This window comes from Acinetobacter sp. NBRC 100985 (assembly GCF_000241225.1).
GTDB classification, from domain to species: Bacteria; Pseudomonadota; Gammaproteobacteria; order Pseudomonadales; family Moraxellaceae; genus Acinetobacter; species Acinetobacter venetianus.
Window position 1 is genome coordinate 12,356 of the sequence record NZ_BAEB01000017.1, and the last position, 16,562, is coordinate 28,917.

Annotated in this window: 12 protein-coding genes; 7 read left to right on the forward strand and 5 right to left on the reverse strand. The window is 38.4% G+C overall.

Annotation, left to right across the window (positions count from 1 at the left end; all coding sequences use genetic code 11):
- Positions 1-66 precede the first annotated feature (66 nt).
- A complete protein-coding gene (locus tag ACT4_RS04915; protein WP_004878699.1) occupies positions 67-324 on the reverse strand; it encodes a hypothetical protein in 258 nt (85 codons plus the stop codon).
- Positions 325-774: 450 nt separating this feature from the next.
- Here ACT4_RS04915 and pepN point away from each other — a divergent pair, with 450 nt between their 5' ends.
- The 5 genes from pepN to ACT4_RS04940 all read left to right on the forward strand — a co-directional run bounded on the left by pepN (position 775) and on the right by ACT4_RS04940 (position 8,179).
- The gene (pepN, locus tag ACT4_RS04920) at positions 775-3,381 is read left to right on the forward strand and encodes an aminopeptidase N (RefSeq protein WP_007480218.1); all 2,607 of its coding nucleotides are present in this window, start codon (positions 775-777) and stop codon (positions 3,379-3,381) included.
- A gap of 125 nt (positions 3,382-3,506) precedes the next feature.
- Positions 3,507-4,886, forward strand: coding sequence for an L-serine ammonia-lyase (locus ACT4_RS04925; RefSeq protein WP_007480219.1), 1,380 nt, complete (start codon positions 3,507-3,509; stop codon positions 4,884-4,886).
- Between the two features lie 133 nt (positions 4,887-5,019).
- Complete coding sequence (locus tag ACT4_RS04930; protein WP_007480220.1) at positions 5,020-5,706, forward strand: dienelactone hydrolase family protein; 687 nt, start codon at positions 5,020-5,022, stop codon at positions 5,704-5,706.
- A gap of 67 nt (positions 5,707-5,773) precedes the next feature.
- Positions 5,774-6,190, forward strand: a complete 417-nt coding sequence (locus ACT4_RS04935; RefSeq protein ID WP_007480221.1) for an RDD family protein — start codon at positions 5,774-5,776, stop codon at positions 6,188-6,190.
- Between the two features lie 156 nt (positions 6,191-6,346).
- On the forward strand, positions 6,347-8,179 hold the full coding sequence (locus ACT4_RS04940) for a monovalent cation:proton antiporter-2 (CPA2) family protein (protein WP_007480222.1): 1,833 nt from the start codon (positions 6,347-6,349) through the stop codon (positions 8,177-8,179).
- A 28-nt stretch (positions 8,180-8,207) separates the two neighbouring features.
- Here the strand turns inward: ACT4_RS04940 and ACT4_RS04945 are convergent, their stop codons facing one another.
- The 4 genes from ACT4_RS04945 to ACT4_RS04960 all read right to left on the reverse strand — a co-directional run bounded on the left by ACT4_RS04945 (position 8,208) and on the right by ACT4_RS04960 (position 12,209).
- The gene (locus ACT4_RS04945) at positions 8,208-9,386 is read right to left on the reverse strand and encodes a benzoate/H(+) symporter BenE family transporter (protein ID WP_007480223.1); all 1,179 of its coding nucleotides are present in this window, start codon (positions 9,384-9,386) and stop codon (positions 8,208-8,210) included.
- Between the two features lie 108 nt (positions 9,387-9,494).
- On the reverse strand, positions 9,495-10,145 hold the full coding sequence (leuE, locus tag ACT4_RS04950; protein ID WP_007480224.1) for a leucine efflux protein LeuE: 651 nt from the start codon (positions 10,143-10,145) through the stop codon (positions 9,495-9,497).
- A gap of 72 nt (positions 10,146-10,217) precedes the next feature.
- Complete coding sequence (gene tal / locus ACT4_RS04955) at positions 10,218-11,207, reverse strand: transaldolase (protein WP_007480225.1); 990 nt, start codon at positions 11,205-11,207, stop codon at positions 10,218-10,220.
- Positions 11,208-11,315: 108 nt separating this feature from the next.
- Positions 11,316-12,209: a LysR family transcriptional regulator gene (locus ACT4_RS04960; protein ID WP_007480226.1), complete on the reverse strand. Its 894-nt coding sequence runs from the start codon at positions 12,207-12,209 to the stop codon at positions 11,316-11,318.
- A gap of 87 nt (positions 12,210-12,296) precedes the next feature.
- On the opposite strand from ACT4_RS04960, the gene aceI reads away from it, so the two are divergent.
- Positions 12,297-12,725: a chlorhexidine efflux PACE transporter AceI gene (gene aceI, locus ACT4_RS04965; protein ID WP_007480227.1), complete on the forward strand. Its 429-nt coding sequence runs from the start codon at positions 12,297-12,299 to the stop codon at positions 12,723-12,725.
- A 287-nt stretch (positions 12,726-13,012) separates the two neighbouring features.
- Positions 13,013-16,474, forward strand: a complete 3,462-nt coding sequence (gene mfd, locus ACT4_RS04970; RefSeq protein ID WP_034604632.1) for a transcription-repair coupling factor — start codon at positions 13,013-13,015, stop codon at positions 16,472-16,474.
- Positions 16,475-16,562: the final 88 nt, after the last annotated feature.

Here is a 16,562-nt window from a genome sequence, read left to right on the forward strand (position 1 = left end):
TGAGCCTTATAAAAAACCTCGAATCTAAACAAGGTTCGAGGTTTTTTTATTGGATAAAGTAAATCGTTAAACAGGGCATGGTAAGTTTTCGTCCTCCTGACCAATTTTTTTAGCTGCAATTAATGCTTGAACTTTCTTACTTGGTACTTTCTCTTTTCCAAGCGCATCGTAGGTGTTGATTACATTGGTGACTTCTAGTGTTGTTAGACTAATTCCCTCCGCTGATAAAAAAACTGAGATAACGTTATGATCGATGCCTGCAGCGGCAAGATCATGGATTGCTTTAATATTTTCTAGGCGATAAAGATGCGCTTTCAATTCCATAGTCGTAGCCCTCACTTGTTATTTTAAATACCTACATTGGCATATATGTTTAAGCAATAACCGTGCACAAAATGTAAAGCTAACGAAAAAAATGTAAAGCTAACGAAAAAAATGTAAATTAAGCGATGAAATGCAGAGAGGTTTGTCACTTTTATTTATAAAGAGAAAACTATGTTGTAATTTTGTCTAAACGATAAGCCGATTCATCAAATTTTATTTGAAAATAGACAATCTCAACCCAATAAAAATTTTAAACGCATGTCGGGTCTTACAGACAGTTTTTATTGGTTGGCGTATGATTTGTGCAGATGTCTGTGATACTCGTGGTTATAACTGTTTTCAATGCGAGATTTTTAGACCAAACGGCATAATTTATGCAAATAAAAGACGCTTCAAGAAGTCTTGTCGACAAGACCATATACATGAAATCATGAAAGATAAGGAATACTGATGAATATCGCGGCTCAACCTCCTGTTCAAACGGATCAAACCATTTATTTAAAAGACTATCAAAAGCCATCGTTCTTGGTTGAATCAATTAATTTAGATATTCAAGTTTATGATGATCATACAATTGTTGACTCAACACTAGTGATGAAGCGTCAGGCAGCAGGCGCATTAACGCTTTTAGGCCGTGATTTAGAGCTAAAGTCGATTCAACTCAATGGTCAGATGCTCAGTGCAGATCAATACGTTCTAGACAGTGAACAATTGCAGATCACAGATGCACCAGATGAGGTCATTCTTCAAACACAAGTCATTATTCATCCAGAATCAAATACACAACTTGAAGGCTTATATAAAGCTGGCGATTTATTTGTTACGCAGAATGAGCCAGAAGGTTTTCGTAAAATTACTTTCTATCCTGATCGCCCAGATGTACTTTCAGTATTTACTACACGTGTAGAGGCAGATAAAAAATATCCAGTTTTATTGGCCAATGGTAATTTGCTTGAAACAGGTGAAGCAGGTGATGACCGTCATTTTGCGATTTGGCAAGATCCAACCAAAAAACCGAGCTATTTATTTGCCTGTGTGATTGGTGATTTGGCGGTACTGAAAGATCGTTATACGACTTCAGAAGGGCGTGACGTTGCATTAGAAATTTATGCCATCGAAAAAGATATTCCAAAATGTCATATTGCGATGGAAGCTTTAAAGCATTCTATGCGTTGGGATGAGGAACACTATGGTCGTCCTTATGATTTGGACAACTATATGATTGTGGCTGTGAGCCAGTTCAACATGGGCGCAATGGAAAATAAAGGTCTCAATATCTTTAATACCTCGTGTGTACTTGCCGATGAAGAATTCACGACTGATGCCGCAATTATGCGTGTGCAGTCTGTGATTGCGCATGAATATTTTCATAACTGGACAGGTAATCGTATTACTTGTCGTGATTGGTTCCAGCTCTGCCTTAAAGAAGGTTTAACGGTTTTCCGTGATCAATCTTTCTCTGAAGATTTACAGTCAGCCGCAGTACAACGTATTGATGATGTTGCTGTACTCAAATCACATCAATTTCCTGAAGATGCTGGTCCGTTATCACACCCTCCGCGTCCAGATCATTTTGTGGAAATTAATAATTTCTATACTGCGACAGTGTATGAGAAAGGTGCGGAAATTAACCGCATGATGGCGACTTTATTAGGTAAAGAAAAATATCGTAAAGGAACGGATGAATATTTCCTTCGCTATGACGGTCAAGCTGTAACCGTTGAAGATTGGGTTGCTGCACTCAGCGCTGGTTCAGGTGTTGATTTGTCTAACTTCCTCACTTGGTATAATCAGCCAGGTACACCTAAGTTAGAAGCAAAAGGTGAATATGATGCTGCTGCGCAAATTTATCGTTTGAGCTTTAAACAAAGTTTAAAAGCACATCCAAAATACCCAAATTTAAAAGCTGTTCCGATTCCTGTTGCTTTGGCATTATTCAATGCCAATACAGGTGAGCAATATACATTGCATAGCACTGATTTATTTGTAAATGATGTGAAAGATGGTGTCTATCTGTTTGATACTGATCAGGCAACAATTGAGTTTACAGGGATAACTGAACAGCCTGTTGCTTCATTATTACGTAATTTCTCTGCGCCAGTGAATTTGATATTTGATTATTCGAATGATGATTTGGCGTTCTTAATTCAGCATGAAACCAATGGTTTTAATCAATGGCAAGCAACTCAAACGTTATTAGAACGTATCTTATTAGAAGATCATAAAGCAGATACTTATATTCAGGCGATTAAAAATACATTGCCAGATTTAGTGAATAAAGATCCATTACTCGCTTCGCGTCTGTTTGATGTACCAAGTGAAAACTATTTGGGTAGTCGTATTGATCAAGACTATGAGCCAGAAATTGTTCGTGAAAAACGCGAGTCTGTGCTGAATCGTTTAGCGCGTGAATTAGGATCATTCTGGAAAGAAACTTATCTTGCTTTAGATCCAGATCAGCAAAAAGAATTTTCTTTGGCAATGGGTGTTCGTGCGCTAAAAAATATCATGTTGAATATGTTAGCCCGTCAAGGTGATGATGCTGTATTTGAATTGGCTTATGAACAGTATCAACAGACAGGCAATATGTCTGAACGTTTAGGTGCTTTACGTGTATTGGTTTGGAATGATGCGCCACAAGCACAGGCGGCTATAGATGATTTTTACAATCGTTTCAAAGATGAAGCCTTGTCATTAGATCAATGGTTTATGATTCAAGCTTCAAATCCATGCGCAACAGCAGAGACCATTGAATATCTAACCAAACACGTTGATTATGATCTAGGTACACCGAACCGTATTCGTTCAGTTAGCGGTGGTTTAGCGGCGAATCCTGTAAATACATGGAGTTATGGCGTTGATCATTTCGTTCAGCTTGCTGCATATTTAGATGAGAAAAACCCGATTTTAGGATCTCGTTTGCTACAAGTGCTTTCACGTTGGTATACACTAATCGAGCCGCAACGCACTCAGGTTCAACAAGCCTTAAAAGCATTACAGCCAAAGGTGAAGTCGAAAAATGTATCTGAAACATTAAACTCTTTATTGAGTATCTAATCTGATTTAAGCTTTTTGTTAGCCATAGTCTTTTACGGTTGTGGCTATTCTTTTTTATTGAATACGGAATTTTCCCCGCTAAAAAATCATAAAAATAAAAAGGGATATTTTAGGAATAATCACAGATGGCTTTGAGTGTATTTGATCTTTTTAAAATTGGTGTTGGTCCTTCAAGCTCCCATACTGTTGCCCCCATGCGAGCAGCGTATCGATTCGTTCAACTTCTGAAAGAGCGTGATGATCTACAGAATATTGAGCAAGTCAAAATTTTCTTATACGGTTCTTTATCATCCACAGGGATCGGACATGGTACAGATAAAGCAACAATATTAGGTCTCATGGGTAATGAGCCTGAAACGATTGATATTGCAGAAAGTCGATTGATCCTAGGTCAAACTTTAGTGACTAAGAAACTAAAAGTTGATGGTACAAAACTGATTGATTTTGATGCTGACCGAGATATTACTTTTATCGATGAGGCCTTAGCTTATCATCCAAATGCGATGAAAATTGTCGCGTATGACAAACATGAACATGAGGTTTATGCCAATACCTATTATTCAATTGGTGGTGGTTTTGTTTTAGATGAAAGTCATGTCAATCATGGCAGTTTCATTGAAGACAACACGCAAATTCCTTATCCATTTCAAACGGCCAAAGAGTTATTAGCGCTGTGTAAAAAGTATAATTGCAGTATTAGTCATTTGATGTTGGAAAATGAGAAAAGCTGGCGAACTGAAGATGAAATACGCACTAAAATTATCGAAATTTGGAAGGCAATGCAGACCTGTATCCAAAGCGGATTAGAGCATGAGGGCGTTTTAGAGGGTGGATTAAATGTAAAACGTCGAGCTAAAAATATTCATCAACGGTTATTAAGAAAAGAAAATCAAAATTTGATTGAAACGACCTTTAATGCAATGGAGTGGGTCAACTTATTTGCTCTTGCAGTAAATGAAGAAAATGCCGCAGGTGGTCGAGTGGTAACAGCACCAACCAATGGTGCAGCAGGGATTATTCCAGCAGTTTTATCCTATTATGTAAATTTTTCAAAAGATGAGTCTGAAGATACCATCGTAAAATTCTTTTTAAGCGCAGCAGCAGTTGGAATTTTATGTAAATTGAATGCTTCTATTTCTGGTGCAGAAGTTGGATGTCAGGGCGAGGTTGGTTCAGCATGTGCAATGGCTTCGGCTGGTTTAGCAGAAATTTTAAATGGCACACCTGAGCAAGTTGAACATGCTGCTGAAATTGGTCTGGAGCATAATTTAGGCTTAACGTGCGATCCTATTGGTGGTTTGGTACAAGTGCCGTGTATTGAGCGAAATGCAATTGCTGCGGTAAAAGCGATTAATGCAGCGCAAATGGCATTACATGGCGATGGCGAACATCATGTGTCTTTGGATAAAGTCATACAAACTATGAAAGAAACAGGTAAAGACATGTCAGATAAATATAAAGAAACCTCCAAAGGTGGTTTAGCCGTCAATTCGATTGAATGTTAAACCTTTACCAAATTAAGATTTAAAGATAAATGAATTTTTTACAGAAAGGGTGGTGCAGATCATCCTTTTTTATTTGACAATGATTATTGTCATAAATAGTATGAAGTCGATTCGAATATTACGGATGACTAAAATGGAAATAAAAAAAATCACATTACCTACCCGCCAAATAGAAGTAGAAGTGTACGCACCTAAAGAAACTTCTGAATCAGTTCCTTCAATTTTATTGCTACACGAGTTATTTGGTATTCTTGATGTTTATCGTGAGGATGCTCAAGATTTAGCTGATCGTGGCTATCTCGTTTATGTACCTAATTTGTTTGATGGTGGTGCAGTCAAATATTGTATTCGTGCGATGGTGAGTAAAGCAGGACGTAGCAATGCTGCTGATAGTGGAGTAAATCAAGAGATTCATGTTTTATTGGATGCGTTGAAATCCGATCCACGCTCAAATGGGCGTTTAGGCATGTTGGGACAATGTTTAACAGGTGGTTATGTGATTCAAATGGCCAAACGTGAAGATATGTTAGCTCCTGTGGTTTATCATCATTCTTTAGGGATTGAGGGCGTTGGTGTGCCAAAAAAAGAATCCTTAGATGATATTCGAGTTTTGCAAGGACATTGGGCGAATGTTGATCCATTTTGTCCAAAATCGAAACGAGAAAAGTTGATTCAGCAATTAGGTGATCGAGTTGAAGCCTATACCTATAATATGCCGCATGGTTTCAGAAGTGTAAGCCGAGGCATGCCTGAGGCCAAAGTCGTATGGCAACGTACAGTTGATTTTTTTGATCGAGAGTTAAAACAAAATACTGTATAAATGATATGCTTAGCCGTTATTATGTATAAATATTTATTCATTTATAGAAATAAAATGAGAGGGGCTAATGTCATATAAATATGAGTATGCAGGTTTCTGGATACGAGTGGGTGCAGCAATTATTGATTCGATTATCGTGGCAGTCGCTCTAATACCAATTATGATGATTATTGCACCTAATGTGAGTAATAATTTTTCGGGTTGGACTTGGGCTGATTGGCTAGGTCAAATTCTCAGTGCTATTTTTTATATCTTTTGTTGGATTAAATTTGCGGGAACACCAGGTAAACGTCTATTACGTTTAAAAGTATTGGATGAGCAAACAGGAAGTAATGTTACTGTTGGGCAAGGAATTATTCGTTATATTGGTTATATTCCTGCCACTTTAGTTTTATTTATAGGTTTGATCTGGGTCGCTTTTGATCCTAAAAAACAGGGTTGGCATGACAAAATGGCTAAGACAGTTGTGGTAAAAGAGCTTTAGAAAGTTGTTTAATCAAATTTAAAATCGTCCTCCGTGGCGATTTTTTTATTTCTATATCATTAAAAAATAGATTGAGAAGCATTGTCTCATAAATGGTATATAAGTCTTTTCGTGTTTCAAATAGAATAAAATCAAATTGATAAAAATGAGAACAGTATGAGTTCAGAGGCACACTCAATCAGTTTAATTGCGCCTGTAGTTTTATTAGCTGCGGCTGTTATCGCCGTACCCATTTTTAAGCGTATTGGATTAGGGTCCGTATTAGGATATTTAATTGCAGGCCTTATCATTGGCCCATTTGGTTTTGCTTTTTTTCATGATTCTACTTCGATTTTACATATTGCGGAACTTGGTATCGTGATGTATCTATTTGTGATTGGCTTAGAAATGCAACCGTCACATTTATGGAGTCTTAGACGTGAAATCTTTGGTTTAGGCACATTACAGATTGTTGCTTGTGCTTTGGTTTTAACAGGTGTCGGCTTACTCTTTGGTTTTCAATGGCAAGTTGCATTTATTGGGGCGGCTGGTTTCGTTTTAACCTCAACTGCAATTGTGATGCAGCTATTGGGTGATCGTGGTGATATTGCACAACCGCATGGACAAAAAGTTGTTGCAATACTTTTATTCGAAGATTTACTGATTGTTCCGTTATTGGCGATTGTTGCATTCATGGCACCAAATCATGTGGTCGAAACTACATCAGCGCGCTTAGAAAATATTGGGATTGGTTTAATTGCTATCGCAGGTTTAATCGCTGCGGGTTATTGGCTACTGAATCCACTATTCAGACTCTTGGCAGCAGCTAAAGCGCGGGAGGTGATGACAGCCGCCGCACTTTTAGTCGTATTAGGTGCAGCATTGTTAATGCAGGTCAGTGGTTTGTCGATGGCGATGGGCGCTTTCCTTGCAGGTGTGTTGTTATCAGAGTCAACCTTTAGACATCAGATTGAAGCAGATATTGAGCCATTCAGAGGCATTTTATTAGGACTATTTTTCCTTGGTGTGGGGATGTCTTTAGATTTATCTGTGGTACAACAGAACTGGCAGCTGATCGTAAGTGGCGTTTTGGCCATGATGTTTGCCAAAGCCTTGATGATTTATGTTGTTGCACGTATGACCAAAAGTTCGCATACAGAAGCTTTAGATCGAGCTTTATTGATGGCGCAGGGTGGTGAGTTCGCTTTTGTACTTTTTGCCGCGGCTGTGAGTGCTCAGGTGATTGATAATACAGTTAAGTCAAATTTGACAGCAATTGTGGTTTTATCAATGGTGCTAACACCGATTCTTGGTGTGGTATTTAAACGATTTACTCAAAGTAAAAACGAAGTTTCGTTGGAAAATGTCAATGTTGCTGAGGGACTAAGTGGTCGTATTTTGTTGATCGGCTTTGGTCGTTTCGGGCAGGTAGCCAGTCAGTTATTATTGGCCAGAGGTGTTGATGTCACCATTATCGATAATGACATTGATATGATCCAAAACGCAGAAAAGTTTGGTTTTAAAATCTATTATGGTGACGGATGTCGTTTAGATATTTTACATGCGTCAGGTGCTTCAACAGCTGAAGCAATTGTTGTCTGTGTCGATAGCAAAGAAACAACCAATCGTATCGTAGAACTGGTTACACATGAATTTCCTTTAGCAAAGCTATTAGTTCGCTCATATGATCGTGAACATTCTTTGCACTTGGTGAAACAAAAAGTGGATTATATGATTCGTGAGACCTTTGAATCCGCAATCAAATTTGGTGGCGTGATTTTGGAGCGTCTTGGTGTTGATGAAGATGAAGTCAAACGGATTAGTGATGAAATTCGTGAGCGTGATGAAGAGCGTTTTGAGACAGAAATTGCCGCAGATGATGTTTATGCGGGAGTAGGTTTACAATATTCACATAGTCATCCTCGCCCAACCTCACCTTTATTACGCCCCAAACAAGCTGGTCGTATCTTAAATGATGAAGAGGCGCAGAAGGATTTGGAAGGTAAATAGAGCGTATTTTCTAAATAAGCCTTAATCTCTAAGGCTTATTTTTTGCTTTAAATCGAAATAAGATCAGTACGAAAATTCCAAGCAATAATCCCCAAAATGCTGAGCCAATTCCCCAAAATTGAATGCCAGAAGCACTACATAGGAAGGTAAGTAATGCTGCTTCACGTTCTTCGACATTTGAAAATGCGACTGCTACGTTGTGGCTAATTGTTGCAAATAAGGCAATTCCTGCAAGTGCGACAATAAAAATTTGTGGGAACGACATCAGTAGACTAACTAGAGTCGCGGCAAAAAGCCCCATTAAAATATAAAACAAACCACAACTAATCCCTGCGATATAACGTTTGCTTGGATCAGGATGTACTTGGTCATCTAAACTTACCGCTGCGCTGATAGCTGCTAAATTAACGGAAAAACAGCCAAAAGGAGCAAAAACAGTGTGTGCAATACCCGTCCAACCAACCAGTTGATTCACATGTGGTTGATAACCATAACTTTGAATCATTGCAATACCTGGTAAATTTTGTGAAGTCATATTGATTACAAACAACGGTAAAGCAAGTCCAAGAATGGCAGACCAAGAAAATGAAGGTTGCATCCACACAGGTTGTGTCAAAGACCATGTGATTGCATGAAGTTCAAAATCAATGAATAGAGGGCAAATGATAGCCCCTAAAATAACAGTAAGAACAATACTGTAACGTGGGAATAAACGCTTTGATACAAGATAGATCACTAACATACTTAAAATAAAACCAAGCTGCGTTTCTAAACTGCTGAAAATTTGTATTCCAAATTTTAATAAGATACCCGCTAGCATTGCACAGGTCAGGCTTTGAGGAATATGAGCCAATAATTTCTGGAAAATGCCTGAAAAGCCAACGATAGCAATTGCGACTCCACAAATAAGAAAAGCACCTATGGCTTCATATAAGTCGTAATGTCCCGTAGATGCAATAATCAAGGCAATACCAGGCGTTGACCATGCGGTTGCAACAGGATATTTATATTTCCAAGATAAAATTAATCCAGATAGACCAATTGCAAGCCCAAGCGCCCAAAACCAAGAATTAATTTGAGCAGTATTTGCACCCAAAGATTGGGCACCTTGGATCACCAGTACGGCTGAAACACTAATTCCGATAAGAAAAGTAATAAAGCCAGCAAAAACCGCGGGAATCGAGAAATCTTGAAGGAGACGTTGCATCTATGCATCTAAACTTGATTAAAATTTGTTGAAAAGTATATCGTTAATCACAAATGAATCGAAGTATTTAGGCGATTGAATAAACTGATCATCTCTGCAAAATTAAAACTAAGAAATGGTTGAAGTTGCAAGTCTTAAACCAAATCCAAAAAATAAAAGCCCGACTAAACAAATACCACTAGCTGCGAGTTTGTAATTATGTTTAAAGAAGTTGGCAAGCTTTACACCTGAAAAAATTAAAGCGGTTAAATAACTAAAGCTAATGATTTGTAGAATTATTGCTAAGATTAAAAAACTTAATGCAGGGTAAGCGTAATTGGGTTCTACGAATTGAACAAAAAAAGAAAGGAAGAATAAAATTGCCTTGGGGTTAAGCAGGCTAATGCTAAGTGCTGTACGGTAAGGATGAACTTTATCTAATTGTGGTAAATCAGCCATTTCAGCACGTTGCGTTGGTCGACTCCATGTTTGAAAAGCACTTTGCAATAACTTAAAGCCTAAATATGCGAGGTAACAGGCACCAGATAATTTTAAAACGATAAATAAAATCGGAAATGCTTTTAATAGTGAAGCTGCGCCTAATACAGTACAAATAATTAAGATAAAATCGCCTGTAAATACGCCACAAGCAGCGGCATAACCTGTTCGAATACCGTAACGTGAAGCCACTGACATCACATATATAGAGTTAGGTCCGGGTAATAACACGATCAAGATTGTACCAATAATATACGTGGTTAAATCTGTTATGCCGAACACGTTAAACTCATTAAAAAACCGATTTTCGCTAATATAGCAAAAATCGGTTTTTATAGGTGAAAATTCGACTAATTATGCTTTGATTTCAGCATCAATACCAAAAGATTGGCGTAGCAATAAACTGAGTTGATCACGTGCTTTGATAAAGCCATCGATTCCGCCTTGTAGCAATTGGAATGCCATCAAATCTTGTTCAAGTTCAGCTTTGAAACTTTCTTTGGTTTGAGCTGGGCGTTCGATTTTTTCAGCTTGTTGTGCCACTTCAGCTGACAACTGAGCTTTAACAGGCTGTTGATCTTGTTCCAGCTGTGACAACAGGCTTGGTGCAATTGTCAATAAATCACAACCTGCTAAACCTAGAACTTGCGCCGTACTACGGAAACTTGCGCCCATCACTTGAGTTTGAATACCTTGCTGTTTGTAATAATTATAGATCTGCTTAACAGACAGTACACCAGGATCTTTTTCAATTGGATATTGCTCAACACCTTCAGCTTTTTTATACCAATCTAAGATACGACCAACAAATGGGGAAATCAGAGTGATTTTCGCATCTGCGCAAGCTTGAGCTTGATGTAAACCAAATAACAAAGTGAGGTTGCAAGGAATACCTTCCGCTTCAAGTACTTTTGCTGCTTGAATACCTTCCCATGTCGAAGCGATCTTGATCAAAATACGTGACTGAGCAATGCCATAGCCTTGATAGAGTTTAGAAAGCTCACGCGCTTTGGCAATTGTTGCCTCAGTATTATAAGAAAGAGAAGCATCAACCTCTGTTGAAACTCGGCCATCAATTAGTTTTAAAATTTCAACGCCAAATTTGACTGTTAAAATATCAATGGTACGCTCAATCAGCGCATCACTTTGATAGCCTTCCTGTTTTGCTTGTGTATAAGCATCTTCAATCAGCTGTTTGCTCCCTGGCTGCTCTGCTGCGGCAGTAATCAATGAGGGATTGGTAGTTGCATCAAGAGGACGAAATTTTTCAATCGCTTCTAGGTCGCTACTATCAGCTACAACAGTTGTTAGATTCTTTAATTGGTGTAATGCAGTTTCAGTCATTGATATAGCGTTCTTAATAAACAAAATTACGGATAACTTCTTTATAACATAAACTGTGTGAAATCAAAGCATGGCATTGCCGCATTTATTTATGCAATAGAATGCTTTTTATTTATTCGTTTGTTGACGTTGAGTTCTGATATGTTTAATCAGAAATCTCGCTGCCGCACCAAGTCCGCTTTCACGACTCCAAACAAGATCGACGTAGTATTCAAACTTAGGCGTGAAATCATAAAGTTCCAAAATTTTTAATTTCTTTTTCAATTCGGGGTTTTCATTAAACATTTCTAAAGGTAAAACACCCCAACCCAAATTTCGGACAATCATCATGCATGCAGAATGATGATTATCGGTGCGCCAATAATCTTTAGAATAAAGTAATTCTGGCTTAATTGTATTATCACGACTCGCGACTACGATTTGTCGAGTTTGAATCATTTGTTCAAAAGAAACTTCTTGAAGTTGTGCAAGCGGATGAATATTTGAAACAACAGGAACGAGAGCTTCTCGTTTTAATTCAACAAATTGTTCGCGGCTGTCCAAGTGCTCTCTCTCAAACATCAGTGCGAGTTGTGCGGACTGATCGAGCAACATTTGCAAAGCATCTTCTTGAGGTGCAGACACGATATTAATTGCAAGACTCGGGAAATGTTGCTCAAGTAGGGTGATGTAATCTGTCCAATTGGTATGCAGTAACTCAGAAACCACCACAATATTAAGTGTAGATTCTAAACCCGTACTTAAAGCATGAGCATGTTGCTTCCACTGATTCATTTCAATCAGTAATTGCTGTGTTTTCTCATATAAAGCCCATGCTTCATCTGTTGGTTTTGGTTCACGTCCAATACGCTCAAATAAGTTTAGATCGAGGTCGATTTCTAAATTGGCGATGGACATACTTACTGCTGAAGGGACTTTGCCTAGCTTACGTGCAGCAGCAGAGAATGAACCTGTTTCAATGACGGTTTGAAACATGAGAAGTTGTTCTTGATTTATATTCATCTGTCAAAAAAACTGAAAGAACCTGATTGGATTAATCAAAATTATAAAAATAAAATGCATAATATCCAAACAAGAGAGTGTTTAAAAATGTTGATTTCCAAAAGAAGACTCGTTCATGCGATTAGCTATGAAGTGATTTTATTGGTCATCATCGCAATTGCGTTAAGTTTTATTTTTAATATGCCATTAGAAGTTACAGGTATTTTAGGTACAATCATGGCAGTCATTTCAGTTATCTGGAATATGATCTTTAACCACTATTTCGAAAAAATAGAACATAAATATCAATGGCAAAGAACGATTCGTATACGTATTCTTCATGCGATTGGGTTTGAGGGCGGTTTGATGCTCGCAACCATTCCAATTATTGCTTATATGATGAATATGTCGTTCATTGAAGCTTTGATTTTAGATTTTGGTTTAACGATGTGTATTTTGGTGTATACGTTTATCTTCCAATGGTGCTATGACATTGTTGAAGGACGTTTCTTCCCAAATGCAAAATTTGCATCTTAATGATTAGTAAAGCACCTCGCATAATTTGATTGAGGTGCTTTTTATATTGTATTTGATTGATTAGCGATAGCTTTGTTCTACTTGTTATTTGTTTTATTGATAGCGAAATTCAAGTATGTAAATGTCACATCTAAATAAAGGATAAGGGGGTTACTAAATAGAGTGATGCAAAAATAAAATAGCCTAAGCATATTTAAAGCTTTTAAATGAAACTGATTTTCTACTGCAACTAAAAAACATCATGCTAAAATAGGGTACTTATCTTTTTAGATTGCATGATTTTCTCTATGTTTCAACAAGAAATCTCTCAATTAAACTTACAACAATTCAAAGCGGGCGAAAAACGCTGGATTGGTTCATTACTCGGATCATCAGCAGCACTATTATTTAAAGAAATTGCTACGCAGAATTCTAATTTATATGTGATTGTCGCAAGAAATAATCAGCACCTTGCTCAACTTGAAAGTGAACTTGAGTTCTATGGCATCAAGCCAACGATTTTTCCTGATTGGGAAATTTTGCCTTATGACCGTTTGTCTCCACATCAGGATATTGTGTCTGAGCGTTTGGCACTTCTTTCCAATATGCCACAAAAGGGCATTTTGCTGATTGCTGCAAGTACTTTAGCGCAACGTGTAGCACCATATTCGTGGGTTGTGGGCGAACACTTTGATATTAAAGTCGGTCAAAAGCTTGATTTAGAAACACAGAAAAAGCAACTGGTACAAGCGGGTTATCGCTTGGTTGATACGGTTTATGATCATGGTGAGTTTGCAGTTCGTGGCAGTATTATGGACATCTACGCATCTGGACAAGACCAGCCGATTCGTATCGACTTGTTTGATGATGAAATTGAGAGCTTAAAATTCTTTGATCCAGAAACGCAACGTACTACGGAATCTCTAAAAAACTTCACTGTTTTACCTGCAAAAGAATTTCCACTTAAAGAAGGACGCTCTACATTTCGAGATCGCTATGCTGAAAGCTTCCCAACTGCCAATCCAAAGAAAAATCCAATTTATCAGGATGTGCTAGAGGGGATTGCAACCCCTGGTTTAGAATTTTATCTACCATTATTTTTCGATAAGAAATTGATGGAATCACAAAGTACGCTTATGACGTACCTACCAAAGAATTGCGTTGTCATTACAAATAATGAAATTGAAGATGAGCTGATTAATTTCTGGAAAGAAGTTGTGCGTCGATATGAAGATCGTCGTCATAATATTGATCAACCGATTCTTCCGCCAGAAGATTTATTTTTAATGCCGAATCACGTATTGCAGGCACTCAACCAATTTCCTCGTATTTTAGCCTCTGCAGACGCATTTGATGTCAAATCAGGTGTGTTGAATTTTGCTGCTGAACAACCACCCAAATTAGCAGTTGATCCCAAAAAAGAGCAACCTTTTGAAGCAGTCAAACATTATATCGATCAAGCTAAGCATCCTGTTTTACTCGTCGCCGAGAGTGCTGGTCGTCGTGAGACCTTAAAAGATGCACTACGTTCTGTATTGGGGGAAATTCAGAATGTAGAAAGTTTTGCACAATTCCAAAAAGATCAATTACAAGTTGCAATAACCAGTGCACCTTTAGATCGTGGTTTGCTGCTCACAGGTCAATTATCTGTTATTTCTGAAAACCAACTTTATGAGCATCGTGTGGTACAACGCCGCCGAAAACGCCAACAAGAAGTTTCAGAAGAGTTTTTAATTCGCAGTTTAACTGAGCTGAGTATCGGTGCGCCTGTAGTACATATTGATCATGGTGTTGGGCGTTATGCAGGTCTGGTTACATTAGCAATTGATCAGCAAGATCACGAGTTTTTGCAGCTCGATTATGCCGATGGTGCAAAAGTTTATGTGCCTGTGACAAACTTACATCTGATCAGTCGATACAGCGGTGGTGATCCAGACCTTGCACCATTACATAAACTAGGTACGGATACGTGGAGCAAAGCAAAACGCAAAGCGCTTGAACAAATTCATGATGTTGCTGCGGAGCTGTTGCATATTCAAGCTCGCCGTCAATCTAAACCTGGTTTTGCATTTAAGTTAGATCATACTGGTTATATGCAGTTTTCCAGTGGTTTTGCCTATGAAGAAACACTGGATCAAGCCAATGCGATTGAAGCAACTTTGCATGACATGCAACTTGCCAAACCGATGGATCGTTTGGTCTGTGGTGATGTTGGCTTTGGTAAAACTGAAGTAGCAATGCGCGCTGCCTTTGTTGCGGTGCAAAATGGCAAACAAGTCGCTGTACTTGTTCCAACCACACTTTTAGCGCAGCAACATTATGAATCATTCAAAGATCGTTTTGCCGATACCGCGGTTCGTATTGAAGTACTTTCTCGTTTTGGTAGCAATAAAACGCATTTGAAAACCATCGAAGATTTGGCAGAAGGCAAAGTCGATATAGTGATTGGAACACATAAGATTCTGCAAGAAAGCATTCAGTTTAAAAATTTGGGTTTGATGATTGTTGATGAAGAACATCGTTTTGGTGTTCGAGATAAAGAACGCATCAAAGCACTACGTGCAGATGTCGATATGCTCACGCTTACTGCTACCCCGATTCCGCGTACTTTAAATATGGCATTCTCAGGAATGCGTGATTTATCGATTATTGCAACCCCACCTGCACGTCGCTTAGCAGTAAAAACATTTGTACAAGAGCATACAGATGATTCTGTGAAAGAGGCGATTCTGCGTGAGTTGTTACGTGGCGGTCAGGTGTATTTCTTACATAATGAAGTCGATACGATTGAACGAGCAGCGGAAAACATTCGCAACCTTGTGCCTGAAGCGCGTGTTGCAGTTGCACATGGTCAGATGCGTGAACGTGAACTTGAGCAAGTGATGCAACAGTTCTATCATAAAGAATACAATGTCTTGGTCTGCTCAACGATTATTGAAACAGGTATTGATGTTCCGAATGCCAATACCATTTTAATTGAACGTGCTGACAAACTCGGTTTGGCGCAATTGCATCAACTACGCGGTCGTGTTGGACGTTCACATCACCAAGCCTATGCTTATTTATTGGTTCCATCCATTAAACATCTCAAAGGTGATGCTGAAAAACGTTTAGATGCAATTCAACGTGCTTCTACTTTGGGCGCTGGTTTCATGCTGGCGACCGAAGATTTAGAAATTCGTGGCGCAGGTGAGTTACTTGGTGAACAACAAAGTGGTTCAATGCAGGCAATTGGCTATAGCTTGTATATGGAAATGTTGGAAAAGGCGACCAAAGCGATTCAAAAAGGTAAAACACCAAACTTTGATGCACCATTGTCACTGACTGCTGAAATCAATCTGCATATGCCAGCACTGATTCCTGACGATTATTTGGGTGATGTACATCAGCGTTTACTCTTTTATAAGCGCATTAGTAATACCGATACACAAGAGAAGCTAGATAATATCCGTATGGAATTGATAGACCGTTTTGGTATTCCGCCTCAACCAGTGAAGCAATTATTCAGTGTGCATCAAGTCCGTTTGAGAGCAGAGCAATTAGGTATCACCAAAATTGATATCAATAGTAATGGTGGCTACATTGAGTTTGCACCAGACACCCCAGTGCAAGCGATTAGCATTATTCAACTCATGCAAAAGAATCCAACCTACTATCGTATGGAGGGCGGTCAGCGCTTAAAAGTCATGGTGCAATTGGCTGAGTATGATAAACGCATCCAATTTATTGTTGATTTGCTGAATAAGCTTCTTACTGAATTACATAGTTAGTGGAAAAGTATATTTTTGCTGCTTAAATGATCAAGATGTGTGGTCTTTAGCCAATGAATAGTCCTTTGGTCTGATGTATATGTAATAA